Genomic DNA, 20,057 nt, shown 5'->3' on the forward strand with positions numbered 1-20,057 from the left:
AGTCCTGTGCGTGTCGCGGGACCTGCCCCGGATAGGCTTTCCCCATGGAGGGCATGACAAAACCCATCACCGTCCCGGGCCGGATCGCCGCCCTGGCTGCCGCCGTCGTGGTCCTTCTGGCCGGCGCCACAGCCTGCACTGCCCAAAACAAGGGTCCCCAGGTTTCGGACACCGCCACGGCGCGGCCCAACAGTTCGGAGTCCGGAACCGCGCCCGCGTCGCCATCGGGCGAAAGCACGACGCCGGCACCTCCTTCCGGAGGCAGCCCGCCTTCCGCTGCTCCCGGGAGTTCCGCGTCGCCGGAGGCCGTACCCACGGCACTGTCCTGGAAGACCTACACCGATCCGGCGAAGAGCGTCAGCTTCGAGGTGCCCCAGGAATGGATCGTCCAATCCGTGGCTCCGGATGTGGGTTCCCTTCCGGGAGCCCTGAAGGTGGAGGTGAAGGATGCTGCCGGGAAGTACGTGGCAACGCTGCAAACAGGTTTGCCCGCTGCTGCTCCCGCTGAGTGCGCCGTTGGCCAGGCCAGGCCTTATGTGGTGATCAGCAGCGTTCCCCTCGACGTGCCGCATTCCGGCGGTTCCGGCACGATCGAACCCCGCGTGGTGTTCAGGGTCATCCAGGGGTACAAATTCTTCGGATCTTTTGGCATCACCAATGTGGTGGCCGGCGCGGATGGCCAGTCCTGCGAGCTTCGTAACCGCGTGCAGGGTCCTGCAGGCAAGGGGGATATTGCTTTTGGGGACGTCACCGCGCTGCACGCGTTCGCCGTGGATGAGAAGGTGGCGCCCGCCAAGTCCTTCGACACCTTGGACCTGGCCGCAAAGTACGTGGCACATGGTGCCGAATTCGCGAACGTCCAGCGGATGCTACTGTCTCTGAAGGTCAATCTGTAGTCCTGCTGTTGGCCGATACACGCACGGCGGCATGGGGTGCCCCGCCGCAACCATCCCGGAGATCAATGGAACGCAACGTAGCTGCCAAGCTCGTTTTCAAGACCGTCGCGAACACCAAGGTTGCCATGGCCATTGCCGTGGCCCGCAACCCCGGCTACGAATCCCTGAGCGAAACGCTCTCCATCACCAGCGATGGCAATGACGTCCCGTTCGCCGAGCTCGCGGACCATCACGGCGGGCGCTTCCAGTACATGGAGTTCGCGGAGCCGAGCGAAGTCACCGTGGACTACCAGGCCACCGTGGTGGGCAGGGGAGAACCTGATGTCTCCGGGCCGATGGAACTGATCCGCTACGTCCGTCCCAGCCGGTACGCGGAGTCGGACAGGCTGCTTCCTACCTCCTATGCCGAGTTTGGCGGCCTGCACGGCAGCGAACTCCTTTCAGCCGTGCGCAACTGGGTCCACGGGGAGCTGCGCTACGTCAGTGGCTCGTCCCGTGGCACGGATGGTGCGGTAGAGACGCTCCTGCACCGCCGTGGCGTGTGCCGCGACTTCGCGCACCTGGCCATCGCCCTCCTGCGGTCCAAGGACGTGCCTGCGCGCCTGGCGGCCGTCTACGCGCCGGGGCTGAGTCCCATGGACTTCCACGCCGTTGCAGAGGCCTACATCGACGGTGGCTGGCATGTCATCGACCCCACCGGGCTGGCGCCCCGCGAAGCAATGCTCCGGATCACAGCCGGGAGGGACTCTTCGGATACGGCCTTCCTGTCCACCGTGGGCGGCAGCCTCTCCCTCAAGACACTGAAGGTCAGTGCAGAGGTTAACGGCGAGCTGCCCGGGGAAGACCCCGGGCAGCCAGTCGCCTTGGGCTGACTACTTCCCGCCTGCCGCAGGATGGCCGGCCACGGACGCCCGCAGCTTCTCCGTCAGGCGCAGCAGCTCCCGCTGTTCCTCGGCAGTCAAGGCCGGGGCCACCAAGTGTGCAATGTCCCGCACGTGCTCGCGGCCGATGCTCTTTTGCAACTCCCTGCCCGCCTCGGTGAGGGAGAGCAGGACTCCCCGGCCGTCGTCGGGCGCTGCTGTCCGCTCAACCAGGCCGCGCTTCTCCAAGCGGTCGATCAGCCGGCTCAAACTGGATTGGCTCAGGAGGACTTTGTCGTTGATTTCGTTCTGGCGCAGCTGCCCCGAAGGGCAGCGCGAGAGCGTAAACAGGACGTCGTACTCCTTGACGGGCAGCGCCTTGAAGGCGGGACCCGATTGCAGCTTGCGCATCACCGCCACCTGGGACCGGAACAGCGACTCCCAGGTTTCGGCGGCGAGGCGGACGGCCGAAGAGGCAGTGCCTGTTGGACCGGACATCAGGAATCCTGTCCCGCAGCCCCGGCCTGCGCCGCTTCGCTGACGCTGGCCTCCAGAGCGGCCGCTACACGCGAAGCGTGCGTCGGGGCATCCGGCACGTGGGCGGGTTTCCGGGACTCGTATTCCTTGCGGAGGACCGGAAGGACTTCCTCGCCAAAGAGGTCCAGTTGCTCCAGGACCGTCTTCAGCGGGAGGCCGGCGTGGTCGATCAGGAACAGCTGCCGCTGGTAGTCACCGAAGAATTCCCGGAACGTGAGGGTCTTCTCGATCACTTCCTGCGGGCTGCCCACGGTCAGGGGCGTCTGCGAGGTGAAGTCCTCCAGTGACGGACCGTGGCCGTAGACCGGTGCGTTGTCGAAGTACGGGCGGAATTCCTTCACGGCGTCCTGCGAGTTCTTCCTCATGAAGAACTGGCCGCCCAGGCCGACAATCGCCTGGTCTGCCTTGCCGTGGCCGTAGTGCTCGTAGCGCTCACGGTAGAGGCCAATCAGCTGCTGGTAGTGCTCCTTGGGCCAGAAGATGTTGTTGGCGAAGAAACCGTCGCCGTAGTAGGCGGCCACTTCGGCGATCTGCGGAGTGCGGATGGAACCGTGCCACACGAAGGGGGCCACGCCGTCGAGCGGACGCGGGGTGGACGTGAAGTTCTGCAGCGGCGTGCGGAACTTGCCGGACCAGTTGACCGTGTCCTCGTCCCACAGCTTGCGGAGGAGGCTGTAGTTCTCGATCGCGAGTTCGATCCCGTCCTGGATGTTCTTGCCGAACCAGGGGTACACCGGGGCGGTGTTGCCGCGGCCAAGCACCAGGTCCACCCTGCCATCGGACAGGTGCTGCAGCATGGCGAAGTCCTCGGCGATCTTCACCGGATCATTGGTGGTGATCAGCGTGGTTGCCGTGGAGAGCGTAATGCGCTCGGTCTGTGCTGCGATGTAGGCCAGCGTGGTGGTGGGGGAGGAGGAGAAGAACGGCCGGTTGTGGTGCTCGCCGATTGCGTAGACATCCATGCCGATTTCTTCGACCTTCTTGGCGACGGCCACGGAGGCCTTGATGCGCTCGTTCTCCGTGGGCGTGCGGCCCGTGGTGGGGTCGGTGGTGATGTCGCTGACGCTGAAAACGCCGATCTGCATGATGTGCCTTTCTCCCTGCCCGTAGTCCCGGGCCCTGCTCAACAGTGTACCTGAAACTAGATGCATTTGCATCTATCCCTGCCTGTAACAGGACAGGGCCGGGAAATGTTCCCGGCCCTGTTCGGCTGTTGCTTGCTTGGAGAATGAGGCTATTCCGCGGGGTTGTGGGCAGCCCGCCTGCCGGTGACCCGCGGTACGGCTCCCGTGGTCCAGTCGCCGAAGTCGCCGTCTCCGCCGTTGCCCTTGGCCGGTTCAGGCTTCTGGTGCAGGGCCTTCTGGAGCTCCTTCTTCTCCCGGCGGCCTTCCACCAGTTTGTAGAGGACCGGCACCAGGACCAGCGTCAGCGCCGTGGACGAGACCAGGCCACCGATCACCACAATGGCCAGCGGCTGCGAAATGAAGCCCCCGCCACCCGTCAGGCCCAGGGCCATGGGAGTCAGGGCAAACACCGTTGCCAGAGCCGTCATGAGGATGGGACGCAAGCGCTGCCGGGCACCGTGGGTGATGGCGTCCGCGACGCTCATTCCCGGCCTTCCGTCGTACGGCTTGCGGTATTGGTTGATGAGGTCGATCAGCACAATGGCGTTGGTTACCACGATGCCCACCAGCATCAGCATGCCGATCAGCGAGGGGAGGCCCAGCGGAACACCCGTCAACAGCAGGAGCCCCACGGCCCCTGTTGCGGCGAAGGGCACCGAGACCAGCAGGATCAGCGGCTGGATGAGCGACTTGAAGGCGGCCACCATGATGACGTAGACAATCGCGATCGCCGCCAGGAGGGCCAGGCCCAGCTGCCGGAACGACTCGGCCTGCTGCGTCGTGGCTCCGCCGATGGCCGCAGTGACGCCAGCCGGCAACTGTACGGAGGCCAGCCGCTCCTGCACCGCGGCGCTGACGCTGCCCAGGTTGGAGCCCGACGGCGTCACGGTCACCTTCGCGGTGCGCTGGCCGTTGCTGCTGGTGATGGACACTGGAGTGTCCACCTGCTCGACGGCGGCAATGGACTCCAGGGCGATCGGACCCCGCGCCGTGGGCAACTGGACCGCCTTGACCGCTGCAATGCTCGTGAAGCGGGTGCCCTGGCCGATCTGGACGGGGAAATCGTTGGTGCTGATCCGGACTGTTCCCGCCGGAATGGGACTGACCGTCGAGGCGAGGAAGGCTCCTACCTGTTCCTCGGTGAGTCCTGCGGCCACGGTTTTGGCCCGGTCCACCCGGACCTGGACCACGGGTTGGCTGGCTGCGAGGTTGGTGGAAACTTCCGTGCTCCCCGGCACCCCGTCCATGGCTTTCACCATCGCGTCGCTGGCTGTCTGAAGATCGGCGGAATTTGCCGCCTTGATGGTGATGTCCACCGTGGAGGAGGTGCCGAAGCCACCCTGCTGGGAGCCAACGGTGATCTTGCCCGCGGCATCGGCCAGCTTGGCCCGGACATCGTCCTGGAGCTTCTTCTGGTTGGCTTTCTCGTCGGTGACGATGGTGAAGGTCGAATTCGAAGCGCCGGTGGATGTCAGGGCAGCAAAGCCTGTTTGGGCGTTGCCGGAGGTCACCTGGACGTCCTTGATGCCCTCCGTGCCCCGCAGGATGTCCTCCACTTTGCCGGCTTCCAGGCTGGTCGCCTCAAGGCTGGTACCGGCCGGGAGGACCTGGCGCACCGTCATGCTGTTCTCTCCGGACCGGCCCAGCAGGTCCGTGGCCAGCAGGGGAGACGCCGCAGCGGTGGCTACGAGGATCAGGACGGCGACGGTGAGGGTGATGACCGGGTGTTTCTGCGTTTTGGCAAGAATGGGCAGGTACCCACGCTGGAGCCGGGTCCGCTGCTCGGCTTCCCTGGCCTGCTCGGCAGTGTTGACGGTTGGCTCAGCGGCTTCCCGGGCCGGCGCAGCCAGGAACCAGTAGGCCAGCACGGGAACGATCGTCAGCGAAACGAGCAGTGAGGACAGCAGGGCGATGGTCACCGTCAAGGCGAACGGCCGGAACAGTTCGCCCGCCAGGTCGCCCACGAACGCAATGGGCAGGAACACGGCCACCGTGGTGAGCGTGGAAGCGGTGATGGCCCCGGCGACTTCCCGGATGGAGGTGACGATCGCCGTCAGCTTGGGTTCGCCGTAGCTCAAGTGCCGCTTGATGTTTTCAATGACCACGATCGAGTCGTCAACCACGCGGCCGATCGCAATGGTCAGCGCGCCCAGTGTCAGGATGTTCAACGAGTAGCCCGTGGCCGAGATACCGATGAACGTGATCAGCAAGGACAACGGGATGGACACGGCAGTGACCAGGGTGGACCGGACCGACATCAGGAACACCAGGATCACGGCCACGGCGAAGCCCAGGCCCAGGAGACCCTCGGTGGTGAGGTCCTTGATGGACTTTTCGATGAACGGCGCTTGGTCGAAGACCGGGGTGAAGACCGCATTGTTGCCGAGTTCGTCCTGCATCGGGGCGATGGCATCACGGACGGCATGCGAGATGGCGACGGTGTCGCCCTCGGGCTTCTTGGTCACGGACAACGCGAGCGTGGGCTTGCCGTTGGTGCGCGTAATGGAGGTGGCGGCGTCGTCCTCGATGCTCACATCGGCCACGGCTCCAATGGTGGCTGCGCCCTTGGCTCCTGTCAGCGGAAGGCCCTTGATGACGTCCAGCGAATCGACCGGGCTGCCTAGCTGCAGGGAAAGTGTTTTGCCCTGGTCCTCGATGGTGCCCACCGGAACCAAGGCGCCGTTGTTCTTCAAGGCAGCACTGATGGACTGGACGGAGGTCCCGGAGCTTGCCAGGTCCGCGGGGCGGGGCTGGATCAGGATGTGTTGGCTCGCGCCGCCCGTCACATCGGCGCCCCGGACGCCGTCGATCTTTTGCAAACGGGGGACGCTCAGGCGCTGGAGGTCGGCGTTCAGTTCGCTCAACGGCTTGTCCGAGGACACCGCCAGGAACACGATGGGGAAATCGCTGATGTTCCCGGCAATGGACTGGGGTTCGACGTCGGCAGGCAGCACCCGCTTGGCGTTGGAGATTGCCCGGTCGATCTGGTTCCGGGCCCTGTCCAGGTTGGACCCATAGGTGAACACCATGGTGATCTGCGAAACGCCATTGCGCGAGGTGGAGGTGGTGGACTCGAGTCCCTCCACGCTGTTCAGGGCCGTTTCGAGGGGCTGGCTGAGTTGCTTGTCCACCACTTCGGGGGAAGCGCCCGGCATGGACGTGACCACGGTGATCTGGGGGAACTCAATGGACGGGATGAGTTCCTGCTTCAGCGAACCCATGGTGATCACGCCGAACACCGCCGCGAAGACGGTGATCAGCGCGATCAGGGCCCGGTTTCCCAGGGACAGCGTGGCCAGGCGGAACATTGCATTGTCTCCTGAGGTCTACGGAAGTGTTCGGCTGACGGGAACCGGCCGCAGCCCCTGGATACTAGCTCTGGAGCGCGGGTGCGGTGTCCAATTGCAGGGAACGCGCAGTGCTGGCTTCGAGTTCCGCGGCAAGCTCCGGGTTCTCGTTGAGCTTGACGCCGTAGCCCGGCATCATGTCCTTCAGCTTGGACTGCCAGCCCTTGAAGTTCTTCGGGAAGGACTTCTGCAGCAGTTCGATCATGATCGGCACGGCAGTGGAGGCTCCCGGGGAGGCGCCCAGCAGGGCGCCGATCGAACCATCGCGGGAAGCGATGACCTCAGTGCCGAACTGCAGGATGCCACCCTTTTGCGGGTGCTTCTTGATGATCTGTACGCGCTGTCCTGCGGTGATGAGTTCCCAGTCGCCGCCGGCGGCCTCGGGGTAGTACTCGCGCAGGGATTCCACCTTGGCTTCGTGGCGCTTGGCCACTTCCTTGATCAGGTAGGCCGTGAGGTCCATGTTGTCCTTGGCCACTGCCAGCATGGGAATGATGTTTCCAGGGCGGATGGACAACGGAAGGTCCAGGTAGCTGGAGGTCTTCAGGAAGTTGGTGGAGAAGCCTGCGTACGGGCCGAAGAGGAGCGAACGCTTGCCGTCCACGAACCGGGTGTCCAGGTGGGGTACGGACATGGGCGGAGCACCCACGGAAGCCTGGCCATAGACCTTGGCGCTGTGCTGGGATGTGATGGCCTCATCGGTGCAACGGAAGAACTGTCCGGATACAGGGAAGCCGCCGTAGCCCTTGCTCTCCGGAATGCCGGAGGCCTGCAGCAAGTGGAGGGCGCCGCCGCCGGCCCCGACGAAGACGAACTTGGCATGGATCCTGCCGTGCTCGCCGGACTTTGCGTGCTTGAGGGACAGGTCCCAGCCGCCGCCTGCGGCACGGTTGATGTTGGTGACGTCATGGCCGTAGTTGACCTCCGCACCGCTGCTGCGCAGGTAGCTGGTCAGTTCGCGGGTCAGGGCACCAAAGTCGACGTCGGTTCCCTCGGCTGCGCGCGTAGCGGCGACACGCTGCTTGCGGTCGCGGCCCTTGACGATCAAGGGAGCCCACTTGGCGATCTGTGCCTGGTCCTCGGTGTATTCCATGCTCCGGAACAAGGTGTTGGGCTTGAGGGCCTCGTAGCGGGTCTTGAGGAAGTTCGCGTGGTCGTCGCCAATGACGAAGCTCATGTGCGGAACGGTGTTGATGAAGCCTTTGGGGGAGCCGATCACGTTGCTGTCCACCAAATGGGACCAGAACTGGCGGGAGAGCTGGAACTGTTCGTTGATGTGGATGGCCTTGGAAGGATCCACCGAGCCGTCCTTGGCTGCGGGGGAGTAGTTGAGCTCACACAGCGCGGCATGCCCGGTGCCGGCGTTGTTCCAGGGGCCGGAGCTTTCCAGCCCGGCTTCGTCGAGGCGTTCGAACAGGGAGATGGTCCAGGTGGGTTCAAGCTGCTTGATGAACGCACCCAGGGTGGCACTCATGATTCCGCCGCCAATAAGGACGACGTCGGCATGTTGAGTCTTGGAAATGAAGGTCACAATCAATCTCCGATAGCGGCGGCACTGGCTGTCACAGAATATCCCCGGGCGCACCCAATACTGAAATTGCCGGGAATCGTCAAGGCTTTAAGCGGACGTTTGTGAAAACTTCGTTCAAGACCGGCGAAGCGGGGTAGCTTTCCACCTTGTTGGAGAGGGCCAGGGCGGAGATCGGGAAGGCGATGGGGACCGCCGGAACGGAGGCCGCGATCTCGGCGTTGATGGACTGGTACTCGGTGTTGCGTCCATCACCGTTGGGGAGCGCCCGGGCACGTTCGATCTTGTGGAAGACGTCCGCATCCGAGTAGCCGAACTCCGGGCGGGCTTCGCCGAACAGCGGCCCCAGGAAGTTGTCCGCATCCGCGTACGAGCCGTTCCAGCCCAGCAAATGCAGCGCGTGGTCGCCGGGGGATTGAACCTTTTGCAGGTAGCCGTCCTCCCAGTTAATGGGGACCGGCTTGACGTTGATTCCCACGGCGACGAGCTGGCGGCTGATCTCCGCGTAGATCTTTTCCGGCGTCGGAAGGTAGGCCCGCGTGGCGTTGAGGGGGTAGTAGAACTTGAGTTCCTCGCCGTTGTAGCCGGCCTTCTTCAGCAGCTCCTTCGCCTTGTCCGGGTTGTAGCCCAACGAAGGAGCGTTGTTGTTGAAGCCACTGAGCTTGGGCGGTACGAACTGTGAAGCCTGGGCCGTGTTGTCGATGAAGAAACGGCGGATCAGCGTTTCCTTGTCGATGGACATTTCGATCGCTTGGCGGACCTCGAGCTTGTCCAGTGGGGCTACGGCCTGGTTGATGCCCAGGTACATCACGGAGAAGGGATCCCGCTGGACAATCTGGACGCCTTTCTTCACCAGTTGATCGAAGGTTCCGGAGGTCACGAGGTCGTAGGCATCGATCCTGCCATCCAGCAATGCCTGCTGCCGCGTCTCTGCGCGGTCATAGGGGATGAAGTTGATGGTGGCGATCTGGCCCCTGTTCCCCCAGTAGGCCTGGTTGGTGGTGAGGGTGAGCTTCTGCTCGTCCCACGCGCTGAACATGAACGGCCCGGTTCCCACGGGGTGGGTGGCGTACGCGGATATGGCCTGCCCATTGCGCGCCGTGTCCAGGACGTTGGCCTTCTGGGCCTCCAATGCCTTGGGGGAGGAGATCGCGAAGGCCGGGAGGGTGAGTGCCTGCAGGAATCCCGTGAAGGGCCGCGTCAGGTTGATCTGCACATCGGTGGGCGAGACCACCTTGCAGTCCTTGAAGATCGAGAAATCGGGCGCATCTGAGTAGGCCTTGAATACACTCTGGAAGGAAATACCCGGGGCCTGCTTGCGGAGGTCTGCCGGGAAGGTGAACCAGCGGTTGAAGTTGGCGCAGACTGCCGCTGCGTCGAAGGGCGTGCCGTCGTGGAAGGTGACCTTTTCGCGAAGAGTGAAGTCATAGCTCAGGCCGTTGTTGCTGTCCTTCCATTCCGTGGCAAGCAGCGGCGTGGTCTGGCCGGTGGAGCCGTCTACTCCGACCAGGCCTTCGAGGACCTGCCGCGTCACTCTGTAGGCCTCGGAATCGGAGGTCACGGCGGGATCCAGGCCCAAGGGCATGGAAGCCGTTCCAAAGTTGAAGGTGGCGGTCGGTTCTGCCGGCGCGGAGGTGCCGGTGGACGACGACGGCGAAGGGCCGGGGGTTCCGGTGCAGGCAGCCAGGCCCAAAGCCATGATGACGGCACCGCATTGCATGCCCAGACGCCGTATCTTGCTGCTTGCCACTCTTGTCCCCTCAAGCCGGTTGGAAGTGCGCGGCCGGCTTCGGCCAGGCCGCATTCCAGTGTAATTGAACGTCCTGTGAGCCCCCGGTCCATGGCCCTGGTTGCGGGCAGGCCGGAGGCGGCTCCCCATCTTCTTGAGGAAAAACACCCCCGGTCAGGACCGGGGGTGCTTGAGGAATCCGTGGATGCAACCACTGTGCGCAAGGGGGGACTTGAACCCCCACGCCCGAAGGCACAGGAACCTAAATCCTGCGTGTCTGCCAATTTCACCACTCGCGCTGGGTGGCCATGACCACCCCATGGAGGGTCACGGCCTTATATCGGGCTCCAGTCTACCCGTTACTTATCGAGCTTGAGATCGCGCCTCAGCTTGGCCACGTGACCGGTGGCCCGGACGTTGTACTGGGCCAATTCCACCTTCCCGTCGGGATCAACCACGATCGTCGAACGGATCAGCCCCATGTAGGTCTTGCCGTAGTTCTTCTTCTCTCCCCAGGCTGCGTACGCGTCGGCGACTGCGTGGTCCTCGTCGGAGAGCAGTGGGAAGGTCAGTTCTTCTTCCGTGGCGAACTTGGCCAGGGCCGCAGGGGAATCGGGCGAGATCCCGAGGACCTCGTAGCCGGCACCTTTCAGCGATGCCAGCGAGTCCCGGAAGTCGCATGCCTGTTTGGTACATCCGGGTGTGGAGGCTGCCGGATAGAAGTAGACGATTGTTTTCTTGCCTCGAAAGTCCGAGAGGCTGATCTTGCTGCCGTCTTTGCCAGTCAGTGTGAAGTCCGGGGCCGGGTCCCCGGGAATGAGTCGTTCCGCCAAAATTTGCTCCTAGATAACGTTCGCGATTCCCCAGTTTAGTGTGCGGAAGCCACGGCAGCGGGTGCCCGCCGCATATACTGGCGGCATGCCTGATATGGAGAGATGGCCCACGACGCGACTGCTTTCGACCGCTGCGCGGCTCGTGGAAATCTCGTGGAACGAAAAATTAAAAGCGATTGGCCTGACCCATGCAGGCGTTATTGCCATGCAAGTACTTGCGGTCAAAGGCCCCATCACCCAGGCCGCACTGGCAGAAGTAGCGCGTGTCAAGGCCCAGACCATGGGCACCACCCTGGCCCGCCTCGAACTTCACGGGCATGTAACCCGGCACCGCAGCGACTCGGACCGCCGCAGCCACGTGGTCACGTTGACCGAGGCCGGAAGGGAAGCGCTCTCGGAAGCCGTAAAGCTGGAGCAGGATGTGCTGGCCCCGGTGGCCGTGGACACTGGCCGGCTGCGTGACGAACTCCGGATCGTCGTGCGCGGACTCATCGGAGCCCCCATCAAGGAAGAACCTACTGACGACATCAACCTCTAGGCGGTTCCTGGATTCGGCCAGGAACGCTTTGGGCATAAAGAAAAGGCTTCGACCGTCCATGACGGTCGAAGCCTTTTTCTTTACTGGTGCACCCCCCGGGACTCGAACCCGGAACCCATTGATTAAGAGTCAATTGCTCTGCCAGTTGAGCTAGAGGTGCAACTGCTGTTTCGGTTTCTCCGAGGAATTGTTTTCCTCATTGACCTCCGCAACGACAGACAACTCTACACCACTTTTTGGGCGGTGATGACCACTCTGTGCAAAGAGTGATGGACCGCACAAAGCGGCAATTGTCGGCCCTAAGGGACAGCAAAAAAGCCCCGAAGCAAAAGTAGCTTCGGGGCTTTCTTTGTGGTGCACCCCCCGGGACTCGAACCCGGAACCCATTGATTAAGAGTCAATTGCTCTGCCAGTTGAGCTAGAGGTGCAACTGTTGATTTCGATCAACCTCGGGGCTTTTAGTTCCTCGGCGATCTCCGCAACGACAAGTAACTCTACACGACTTCCGCGGAACTGTGAAATCGGCCGTGGGGTGGCGTTGCTGGTCAGGGCCTAGGCTCCAAAACCAGCACGAAATCAGGGTTTCTGTTGTTGCTCAGTACCCAAAGTGAGCCGTCGGGGGCCTTTGCCACATCCCTGAGCCGTCCATATTCCGCTGTGAAGAAAGCCACAGGAGTGCCTGCGGTCTCACCGCTGAGCGGGACGGCCCATAGACGCTGTCCCCGAAGCGCACCGGTGTAGGCCACACCGTCGATGATTTCCAGGCCACTCGGTGACGCCTCCGCCGTCGACGGCCACACCACCTTGGCGTCCAGGAAGCCGCTTCGGGCCGGTGCTCCCGTCACGGTGGGCCAGCCGTAGTTGCCGCCCGGGGTGATCAGGTTCAACTCGTCGTCCACGTCAGGCCCGAACTCGCTGGCCCAGAGCCGCCCGTCAGCATCCCACGCGAGCCCTTGGACGTTCCGGTGCCCGTAGCTGTAGACGGGATTGTCGCCGAAGGGGTTGCCCGGAGCCGGCCTGCCCTCGGGGGTCAGCCGCAGGATCTTGCCGCCCAGGGCCCGGGTGTCCTGCGGCTGCTCACGGCGCTGCGAATCGCCCGTACCAACGTAGAGGAATCCGTCAGGGCCGAACCGGATACGGCCGCCGTTGTGCGTTGAGGCTTTGGGGATCCCGGAAAACACAACGTCCGGTTCGCCGAGCGTGAGGCGGCCGCCGGCATCGCGGGCCAGTTTCATCCGGGCGATGCGGTTGTCCGTTCCCGAAGTGAAGTAGGCGTACAGCCACCGGTCGGAGGCGAATTCCGGGGACACGGCAAGTCCCAGCAAACCGCCTTCTCCGCCGGGTTCGACGCCGGGGACCTCGCCGATGGTTGTGGCCCGGCCATCGTGGATTTCCTTGAGGAGGGTCGAATCGCGTTCGGATATGACGGCTGCACCGTCCGGGAGGAACACCACGGACCACGGAAGCTGCAGCCCGACGTCGAGCCTTTCCTTCAGCTGCAGGCTGGCAGGCGTAGCCGCCGACGACGAGGAGTCCGCCGTTCCACTGCCCGTCGACGCCGTACCGCCTTGTTGCTCCGTACCGCCTTGTTGCTCCGTACCGCCGGGTGTCGCGGCAGTTCCGGGAGACGATGGACTGCCCGTGCAGGCGGCCAGGGCCGGCATCAGGGAGCAGGCCAAAGCCAGCGCACGCACCCTCCGGGAAAAGTGTTGCGCCGGCGTCGCCGTGGTCCGGTTCATCTCAGGTGCCGGGCACGGTTCATGGTCCGCCGTCCGCCTAGTGCCGGTTGCGCCGCGGCGCTCGGAACCCGGCGGCTTCGGCGTGGGCGGCCGATTCGAACCAGACATCGGCGGGAGCCTCGGCGTAGGTGGCGGCGTCTTCGTCGTGGTACGTCATGGTGGTGGCATCGCCCTTGACGGGATAGCCCTCCGGGCCGGTTCCATCCGCGGCCGCGCCCGCCGAGCCAGCCCCGTAGGGGTGGTCTGCGGCAAGGTGTCCTGAACCGGACGAGGCCGGTTGGTCGGACTCTTCCGCTGCAGCCGTTTCCGCCCCGGGAAGCGTGGGGGAGTGGGGATCGGTGTATTCGTGGTGGTGGACCGGCGTCCCGGCCGCGTCGGTCCAGGAGGACTCCCATTCGGCCTTGTCTGCTGCATCCCTGTCGGCTGCGTCCTTGCCCGCTGTGTCCTGGCTCGCAGTGTCTTTTCCGGCTGCGTCCTTGCCCGTCGCATCATCGGCGCGTGCCACGTCGTCCGCGGTAGGTCCTGACTGCCAGTCGTCGACGTCTCCGGCATCCGCAGTTTCCACCGTGGCATGGGTGTCCACTACCGGTTCGTCCACTACAGGCTCGTCGAGCACCGGCGTTTCCACTACCGGTTCGTTTGGCACGGTCTGATCGGTTTCCGGCGTGGAATCGACCGTGGCAGCTCCGGAAGGCCCGGCTGGGACGGCATCTGTCTCCGTCCCGGGAGCTGCTGCGGCCACCGAATCCGGCTCTTCCTCCGCGACGGGTTCGGTGGGTCCACTGCCTTCGGCTGCAGCCTTCCCAAGATTGGTGACGCCCGCAATGCCTGCGACGCCGGAGACCGCGGCTGCGGTGTCAGGGATGGAGGAGACATTGCTGGGTTCCATCGCGGCCGGCGGGGTTGTTCCGGGCTGCCCCGGGGTTCCGGGCCGGGAATCGTTGGCGGCAGGTGCCGAATTCCTTGCGTTGTTCCGGCTCGTGAGCCACCAAACAATGGCGACAACCAGCACAATAACAATGACCCAAATCAACCAATCCATGGTGATGCCCTTCTGCTTCCGGGGTTTGCAGCGTTCCAGTGAGTCGTGATTCCGACGTTACGTGGCTGCCTATTGACTGTCCAGCACTTCGAGCGGCCGGGGGATCAGCGGAAATATTCCTCTTTTTGCGTTTTTCCCAGCCTGGGCCGGTTCCCGGAAGGGCATGGACACATAGACTTTGGGGCATGAGTGAGACCAGCCAGATTGCAGATACCGCGCCGGACATCAAGCCCCGCAGCCGGGTTGTTACTGACGGCATTCACGCCGCTCCCGCACGCGGAATGTTCCGCGCCGTGGGCATGGGCGACGACGATTTCGAAAAGCCCCAAATCGGCGTCGCCAGTTCCTGGAACGAAATCACCCCTTGCAACCTCTCCCTGAACCGGCTTGCCCAGGGCGCCAAGGAAGGCGTCCACGCCGGTGGCGGGTTCCCCATGCAATTCGGCACCATCTCCGTCTCGGACGGTATTTCCATGGGACACGAGGGCATGCACTTTTCCCTTGTGTCCCGCGAAGTCATTGCGGATTCCGTGGAAACCGTTATGCAGGCCGAACGGATTGACGGTTCGGTGCTTCTTGCAGGGTGTGACAAGTCGCTGCCGGGCATGCTGATGGCTGCGGCCCGCCTGGACCTTGCCAGCGTCTTCCTTTATGCAGGTTCGATCATGCCCGGCTGGGTCAAGCTGGAGGACGGTTCCGAGAAGGAAGTCACTCTTATTGATGCCTTCGAAGCCGTGGGAGCCTGCGCAGCGGGAAAGATGAGCCGCGAGGACCTCACCCGCATCGAGAAAGCCATCTGTCCCGGCGAGGGGGCGTGTGGCGGCATGTATACGGCCAACACCATGGCGTGCATCGGGGAGGCCCTCGGCATGTCACTCCCCGGGTCCGCGGCGCCTCCTTCGGCAGACCGTCGTCGTGATGAGTTCGCGCGCAAGTCCGGCGAGGCCGTGGTCAACCTGCTCCGCCGTGGCATCACCGCGCGCGACATCATGACCAAGGAAGCCTTCGAGAATGCCATCGCCGTGACCATGGCCTTCGGTGGCTCCACCAACGCCGTCCTTCACCTGCTGGCCATCGCCCGGGAAGCCAACGTGGAGTTGACCCTGGCCGATTTCAACAGGATCGGCGACAAGATCCCGCACCTGGGCGACCTCAAGCCCTTCGGCCGGTACGTCATGACCGATGTGGACAGGATCGGCGGCGTGCCGGTCATCATGAAGGCACTGCTCGACGCCGGACTGCTGCACGGCGACTGCCTCACCGTGACGGGCAAGACCCTCGCGGAGAACCTTGCGTCCATCAATCCGCCGGACCTCGACGGCAAGATCATCCGCGCCCTGGACAACCCCATCCACAAGACCGGCGGCATCACCATCCTCCACGGGTCCATGGCTCCAGAGGGTGCCGTGGTGAAGACCGCAGGCTTCGATGCGGATGTCTTCGAGGGGACTGCCCGCGTCTTCGAACGTGAGCAAGGCGCCCTGGATGCTTTGGACAACGGGGAGATCCACAAGGGTGACGTGGTGGTGATCCGCTACGAAGGACCCAAGGGTGGGCCCGGTATGCGCGAAATGCTCGCGATCACCGGGGCCATCAAGGGTGCAGGCCTGGGCAAGGATGTCCTGCTCCTCACCGACGGCCGCTTCTCCGGTGGTACAACCGGCTTGTGCATCGGCCACGTCGCGCCGGAAGCGGTGGACGGCGGTCCCATCGCCTTCGTGAAGGACGGCGACCGCATCCGCGTGGACATCGCCGCCAGGTCCTTCGACCTCCTTGTGGACGAGGCCGAGCTCGAGGCCCGCAAGGTGGGCTGGGAGCCGCTGCCCGCGAAGTTCACCAAGGGCGTGCTGGCCAAGTACGCCAAGCTCGTGCACAGCGCCTCCACGGGCGCCTACTGCGGCTAGCGGCCAGCCCGGACTCCGCCCCTCCAGCCGCGGCGGAGTCCGGCACTTGGACGCCGTTGTCCAAATAGTGGGATACGATGGTGCTCGATTGACACGTATCTCACTTAGAGGGAACACTGAACGCATGATCTCATTCGTTACCGTCGGCGTCGTCGTCCTTACCAAGCGCGTGGCTTAGCCCGACTGGTAACGAACTGTCACGCGCAAACCCCTCGAAGAGCCGGAAGGCTGAGGGGTTTTTTTATTCCCAAAGACCCATCAAAGATCCACTAAGGAAGAGTCCGATGAGCAAAGGATCGCCGATCAGCCCCTCGCTGATGGCTGCAAAGTCCGCTGGAGCCCCCAAAGCTCCGGAAAAGGTCGACCGTACGGCTGACACCGTCGTCGACGCTGCTGCACCTCTCTCTCCTGTACTTGGGCCGAACAACGTTGTACCCCCAACGGTGATGACCGGCTCGCAAGCAATTGTCCGTTCGCTCGAAGAACTCGGCGTGGACGATATTTTCGGTTTGCCCGGTGGCGCGATCCTGCCCACCTACGACCCCTTGATGGCCTCCAGGATGAATCACATCCTGGTCCGTCACGAACAGGGAGCCGGCCACGCCGCGCAAGGCTACGCCATGGTTACCGGACGGGTTGGTGTTTGCATCGCCACCTCGGGCCCCGGTGCCACCAACCTCGTCACCGCCATCATGGATGCCCACATGGACTCCGTGCCGATGGTGGCCATCACCGGCCAGGTGGCCAGTGGTGTCATTGGCACCGATGCCTTCCAGGAAGCCGACATCGTGGGCATCACCATGCCCATCACCAAGCATTCGTTCCTGGTGACGGACCCCAACGACATCCCGCACGTCATGGCTGAGGCATTCCACCTCGCCTCAACGGGCCGTCCCGGTCCGGTGCTGGTGGACATCGCCAAGGACGCCCAGGTTGGCCAGATGACCTTCTCCTGGCCGCCGAAGATCGACCTGCCCGGCTACCGCCCCGTTGTACGCGGCCACAACAAGCAGGTGCGCGAAGCGGCCAAGCTGATTGCTGCCTCCAGCAAGCCCGTCCTCTACGTGGGCGGCGGTGTGGTCAAGGGCCATGCCTCGGCCGAACTCATGGAGCTGGCGCTGGCCACCGGTGCCCCCGTGGTCACCACCTTGATGGCCCGCGGCGCGTTCCCGGACTCGCACCCGCAGCACGTGGGCATGCCCGGCATGCACGGTTCCGTTTCCGCCGTCACTGCGCTGCAGCAGGCAGACCTCCTCATTACCCTGGGGGCACGCTTCGATGACCGCGTAACGGGCGTGCTGAAGACGTTCGCTCCCTTCGCCAAGGTGATCCACGCTGACATCGACCCCGCCGAGATCTCCAAGAACCGCACGGCGGATGTGCCGATCGTGGGCTCGGTCAAGGAAATCATTCCGGAACTGACCGAGGCCGTGAAGGCCCAGTTCGAGCAGAGCGGCACCCCGGACCTGGACTCGTGGTGGGCTTTCCTGAACAACCTGCGCGAAACCTACCCCTTGGGTTGGACCGAGCCCGAAGACGGCCTGAGCGCACCCCAGCGCGTGCTCAAGCGCATCGGCGAACTCACCGGCCCCGAAGGCATCTACGTCGCCGGCGTGGGCCAGCACCAGATGTGGGCAGCCCAGTTCATCAACTACGAACGCCCGCATGCCTGGCTGAACTCCGGCGGCGCAGGAACCATGGGATACTCCGTTCCGGCAGCCATGGGTGCCAAGGTGGGCGAGCCGGACCGCGTGGTCTGGGCCATCGACGGCGACGGCTGCTTCCAGATGACCAACCAGGAATTGGCCACTTGCGCCATCAACAACATTCCCATCAAGGTTGCCATCATCAACAACTCTTCGCTGGGCATGGTCCGCCAATGGCAGACCCTGTTCTACGAAGGCCGCTACTCCAACACGGATCTGAACACCGGCCACGACACCATCCGCATCCCGGACTTCGTCAAGCTGGCAGACGCCTACGGTTGCGCCGCACTTCGATGCGAGCGTGACGAGGACATCGACGCCACCATCCAGAAGGCCCTGGAAATCAATGACCGCCCCGTGGTCATCGACTTCGTGGTGAGCCCCAACTCGATGGTGTGGCCCATGGTGCCCGCCGGGGTCAGCAATGACCAGATCCAGGTTGCCCGCAACATGACCCCGGAATGGGAAGAGGAGGACTAGGCATGACCCGCCACACACTGTCCGTTCTGGTAGAAGACAAGCCCGGCGTTTTGACCCGCGTGGCCAGCCTCTTCGCCCGGCGTGCATTCAACATCAACTCCCTGGCTGTGGGACCCACCGAGGTACCCGGCATGTCCCGCATGACGGTTGTCGTCGACGCCGACGGCGACCTGATCGAGCAGGTCACCAAGCAGCTCAACAAGTTGGTCAACGTGATCAAGATTGTTGAACTGACTTCCGAATCTTCCGTACAACGCGACCACATCCTGGTCAAGGTACGTGCGGATGCCGCGACACGTCTGCAGGTTACCCAGGCTGCAGACCTGTTCCGCGCCGCTGTTGTCGACGTGTCCACAGACTCGTTGGTGATTGAGGCAACCGGTACCCCGGAGAAGCTCGCAGCACTGCTTTCAGTGCTGGAGCCGTTCGGCATCCGTGAAATTGTGCAGTCCGGCACCTTGGCCGTTGGACGGGGATCCCGCTCCATGAGTGACAGGGCGCTCCGCTCCGCGTGAGCAGTGCCCCGTACCGCAGCACCACATCAATATCGAGAAATCCACTCAAGAGGAGTTACGCAAGTGACTGAAATGTTCTACGACGACGACGCAGACCTGTCGATCATCCAGGGTCGCAAGGTTGCCATTGTCGGCTACGGCTCCCAGGGCCACGCCCACGCGCTGAACCTGCGCGATTCCGGCGTCGAGGTTGTCATCGCGCTCAAGGACGGCTCGAAGTCGACCGCCAAGGCACAGGACGCAGGCTTCACCGTCAAGAACGTCGCCGACGCCGCCGAATGGGCCGACGTCATCATGATCCTGGCGCCGGACCAGCACCAGCGTTCGATCTTCAACGACTCCATCAAGGACAAGCTGACCGAAGGCAAGGCACTCGCCTTCGCCCACGGCTTCAACATCCGCTTCGGCTACATCGAGGCTCCGGCCGGCGTTGACGTCATCCTGATCGCTCCGAAGGCACCGGGCCACACGGTCCGCCGCGAATTCGAAGCCGGCCGTGGCATCCCGGACATCATCGCCGTGGAGCAGGACGCTTCCGGTTCCGCCTGGGACCTCGCCAAGTCCTACGCCAAGGCCATCGGCGGCACCCGCGCCGGCGTCATCAAGACCACCTTCACCGAAGAGACCGAAACGGACCTCTTCGGCGAGCAGTCCGTCCTTTGCGGTGGGGTTTCCCAGCTCATCCAGTACGGCTTCGAAACCCTCACCGACGCCGGCTACCAGCCGCAGATCGCCTACTTCGAGGTACTCCACGAGCTCAAGCTCATCGTGGACCTCATGTGGGAGGGCGGCATCGCCAAGCAGCGCTGGAGCGTCTCCGACACCGCCGAGTACGGTGACTACGTTTCCGGCCCGCGCGTCATCACCCCCGAGGTGAAGGAAAACATGAAGGCTGTCCTGGCTGACATCCAGTCCGGTGCCTTCGCCAAGCGCTTCATCGACGACCAGGACAACGGCGCCGTCGAGTTCAAGGCACTGCGTGCCAAGGCAGAGCAGCACCCGATCGAGGAAGTTGGCCGCGAGCTCCGTTCGCTCTTCTCCTGGCAGCAGCAGGACGAGGACTACGTCGAAGGCTCGGCTGCACGCTGATTCTTCCCCCGCAATGCCCGTCCGGCTTTTACACGCCGGGCGGGCATTGCCCGTTCTACCCGCCCTCCGGCTCCCAACGGCGGGCTGTGAACTTGTTCACAACAGGCCCGGCCTGCCCGTAACATCCCCAACCGGGCACCGGCTTAGCGGCCCTGATTCGATATTCTGGGCAGGTCCCGGCGTCGTGCCC

At 63.8% G+C, this 20,057-nt stretch carries 15 protein-coding genes and 3 tRNA genes; 7 read left to right on the forward strand and 11 right to left on the reverse strand.

All coding sequences use genetic code 11. From position 1 onward, the window contains the following. The first annotated feature begins 44 nt into the window (after window positions 1-44). Together ACH488_RS04350 and ACH488_RS04355 are read left to right on the forward strand one after the other, a co-directional pair. Window positions 45-896 (forward strand): hypothetical protein, encoded by an 852-nt coding sequence (locus tag ACH488_RS04350; protein WP_397322488.1) that lies wholly within the window; start codon window positions 45-47, stop codon window positions 894-896. Window positions 897-961: 65 nt separating this feature from the next. After that, window positions 962-1,768 carry a transglutaminase family protein gene (locus tag ACH488_RS04355; RefSeq protein WP_397322489.1) on the forward strand — a complete coding sequence of 269 codons (807 nt, stop codon included), beginning with the start codon at window positions 962-964 and terminating at the stop codon, window positions 1,766-1,768. Here the strand turns inward: ACH488_RS04355 and ACH488_RS04360 are convergent, their stop codons facing one another. From ACH488_RS04360 to bcp, 7 genes are all read right to left on the reverse strand, one after another. Beyond that, window positions 1,769-2,254 carry a MarR family winged helix-turn-helix transcriptional regulator gene (locus ACH488_RS04360; RefSeq protein ID WP_397322491.1) on the reverse strand — a complete coding sequence of 162 codons (486 nt, stop codon included), beginning with the start codon at window positions 2,252-2,254 and terminating at the stop codon, window positions 1,769-1,771. After that, a complete protein-coding gene (locus ACH488_RS04365; protein ID WP_397322492.1) occupies window positions 2,254-3,378 on the reverse strand; it encodes an LLM class flavin-dependent oxidoreductase in 1,125 nt (374 codons plus the stop codon). Before ACH488_RS04365 ends, ACH488_RS04360 begins: the two co-directional genes overlap by 1 nt. Before the next feature lie 149 nt (window positions 3,379-3,527). Next, on the reverse strand, window positions 3,528-6,725 hold the full coding sequence (locus ACH488_RS04370) for an efflux RND transporter permease subunit (protein ID WP_397322493.1): 3,198 nt from the start codon (window positions 6,723-6,725) through the stop codon (window positions 3,528-3,530). 64 nt (window positions 6,726-6,789) lie between these two features. Next, entirely contained in the window at window positions 6,790-8,295 is a 1,506-nt protein-coding gene (locus ACH488_RS04375) for a malate:quinone oxidoreductase (protein ID WP_397322495.1), read from the reverse strand. Between the two features lie 79 nt (window positions 8,296-8,374). Further along, on the reverse strand, window positions 8,375-10,042 hold the full coding sequence (locus tag ACH488_RS04380) for an ABC transporter substrate-binding protein (RefSeq protein ID WP_397322497.1): 1,668 nt from the start codon (window positions 10,040-10,042) through the stop codon (window positions 8,375-8,377). A 196-nt stretch (window positions 10,043-10,238) separates the two neighbouring features. Continuing rightward, a tRNA-Leu gene (locus ACH488_RS04385) sits at window positions 10,239-10,320 on the reverse strand. A 60-nt stretch (window positions 10,321-10,380) separates the two neighbouring features. Next, window positions 10,381-10,854 carry a thioredoxin-dependent thiol peroxidase gene (gene bcp, locus ACH488_RS04390; protein ID WP_397322499.1) on the reverse strand — a complete coding sequence of 158 codons (474 nt, stop codon included), beginning with the start codon at window positions 10,852-10,854 and terminating at the stop codon, window positions 10,381-10,383. Window positions 10,855-10,939: 85 nt separating this feature from the next. Between bcp and ACH488_RS04395 the strand changes: the two genes are divergently transcribed. After that, the gene (locus ACH488_RS04395; protein WP_397322500.1) at window positions 10,940-11,392 is read left to right on the forward strand and encodes a MarR family winged helix-turn-helix transcriptional regulator; all 453 of its coding nucleotides are present in this window, start codon (window positions 10,940-10,942) and stop codon (window positions 11,390-11,392) included. 84 nt (window positions 11,393-11,476) lie between these two features. On the opposite strand, the gene ACH488_RS04400 is transcribed toward ACH488_RS04395, so the two are convergent. From ACH488_RS04400 to ACH488_RS04415, 4 genes are all read right to left on the reverse strand, one after another. Continuing rightward, window positions 11,477-11,552, reverse strand: a tRNA-Lys gene (locus ACH488_RS04400). A 192-nt stretch (window positions 11,553-11,744) separates the two neighbouring features. Next, window positions 11,745-11,820, reverse strand: a tRNA-Lys gene (locus ACH488_RS04405). Window positions 11,821-11,937: 117 nt separating this feature from the next. After that, window positions 11,938-13,131 (reverse strand): PQQ-dependent sugar dehydrogenase, encoded by a 1,194-nt coding sequence (locus ACH488_RS04410; RefSeq protein ID WP_397322501.1) that lies wholly within the window; start codon window positions 13,129-13,131, stop codon window positions 11,938-11,940. A gap of 37 nt (window positions 13,132-13,168) precedes the next feature. Beyond that, window positions 13,169-14,173, reverse strand: coding sequence for a hypothetical protein (locus ACH488_RS04415; RefSeq protein ID WP_397322503.1), 1,005 nt, complete (start codon window positions 14,171-14,173; stop codon window positions 13,169-13,171). A 185-nt stretch (window positions 14,174-14,358) separates the two neighbouring features. Between ACH488_RS04415 and ilvD the strand changes: the two genes are divergently transcribed. The 4 genes from ilvD (at window position 14,359) to ilvC (ending at window position 19,867) form a co-directional block, all read left to right on the forward strand. Next, complete coding sequence (gene ilvD / locus ACH488_RS04420; RefSeq protein ID WP_397322504.1) at window positions 14,359-16,077, forward strand: dihydroxy-acid dehydratase; 1,719 nt, start codon at window positions 14,359-14,361, stop codon at window positions 16,075-16,077. A gap of 284 nt (window positions 16,078-16,361) precedes the next feature. Beyond that, complete coding sequence (locus ACH488_RS04425; protein WP_397322506.1) at window positions 16,362-18,263, forward strand: acetolactate synthase large subunit; 1,902 nt, start codon at window positions 16,362-16,364, stop codon at window positions 18,261-18,263. Between the two features lie 2 nt (window positions 18,264-18,265). Continuing rightward, window positions 18,266-18,778 (forward strand): acetolactate synthase small subunit, encoded by a 513-nt coding sequence (ilvN, locus tag ACH488_RS04430; protein ID WP_021470923.1) that lies wholly within the window; start codon window positions 18,266-18,268, stop codon window positions 18,776-18,778. Between the two features lie 63 nt (window positions 18,779-18,841). After that, complete coding sequence (ilvC, locus tag ACH488_RS04435; protein ID WP_397322507.1) at window positions 18,842-19,867, forward strand: ketol-acid reductoisomerase; 1,026 nt, start codon at window positions 18,842-18,844, stop codon at window positions 19,865-19,867. Window positions 19,868-20,057 lie beyond the last annotated feature (190 nt).

Origin of the sequence: Paenarthrobacter sp. NPDC018779 (genome assembly GCF_044391085.1) — a bacterium.
Lineage (GTDB): Bacteria > Actinomycetota > Actinomycetes > Actinomycetales > Micrococcaceae > Arthrobacter.

Bases quoted from the DNA above. Each gene is read 5' to 3' on its own strand.
- ACH488_RS04350 (WP_397322488.1), top strand. From the start codon at position 45: ATGGAGGGCATGACAAAACCCATCACCGTCCCGGGCCGGATCGCCGCC.
- ACH488_RS04355 (WP_397322489.1), top strand. From the start codon at position 962: ATGGAACGCAACGTAGCTGCCAAGCTCGTTTTCAAGACCGTCGCGAAC.
- ACH488_RS04360 (WP_397322491.1), bottom strand. From the start codon at position 2,254: ATGTCCGGTCCAACAGGCACTGCCTCTTCGGCCGTCCGCCTCGCCGCC.
- ACH488_RS04365 (WP_397322492.1), bottom strand. From the start codon at position 3,378: ATGCAGATCGGCGTTTTCAGCGTCAGCGACATCACCACCGACCCCACC.
- ACH488_RS04370 (WP_397322493.1), bottom strand. From the start codon at position 6,725: ATGTTCCGCCTGGCCACGCTGTCCCTGGGAAACCGGGCCCTGATCGCG.
- ACH488_RS04395 (WP_397322500.1), top strand. From the start codon at position 10,940: ATGCCTGATATGGAGAGATGGCCCACGACGCGACTGCTTTCGACCGCT.
- ACH488_RS04410 (WP_397322501.1), bottom strand. From the start codon at position 13,131: ATGAACCGGACCACGGCGACGCCGGCGCAACACTTTTCCCGGAGGGTG.
- ACH488_RS04415 (WP_397322503.1), bottom strand. From the start codon at position 14,173: ATGGATTGGTTGATTTGGGTCATTGTTATTGTGCTGGTTGTCGCCATT.
- ilvD (WP_397322504.1), top strand. From the start codon at position 14,359: ATGAGTGAGACCAGCCAGATTGCAGATACCGCGCCGGACATCAAGCCC.
- ACH488_RS04425 (WP_397322506.1), top strand. From the start codon at position 16,362: ATGAGCAAAGGATCGCCGATCAGCCCCTCGCTGATGGCTGCAAAGTCC.
- ilvN (WP_021470923.1), top strand. From the start codon at position 18,266: ATGACCCGCCACACACTGTCCGTTCTGGTAGAAGACAAGCCCGGCGTT.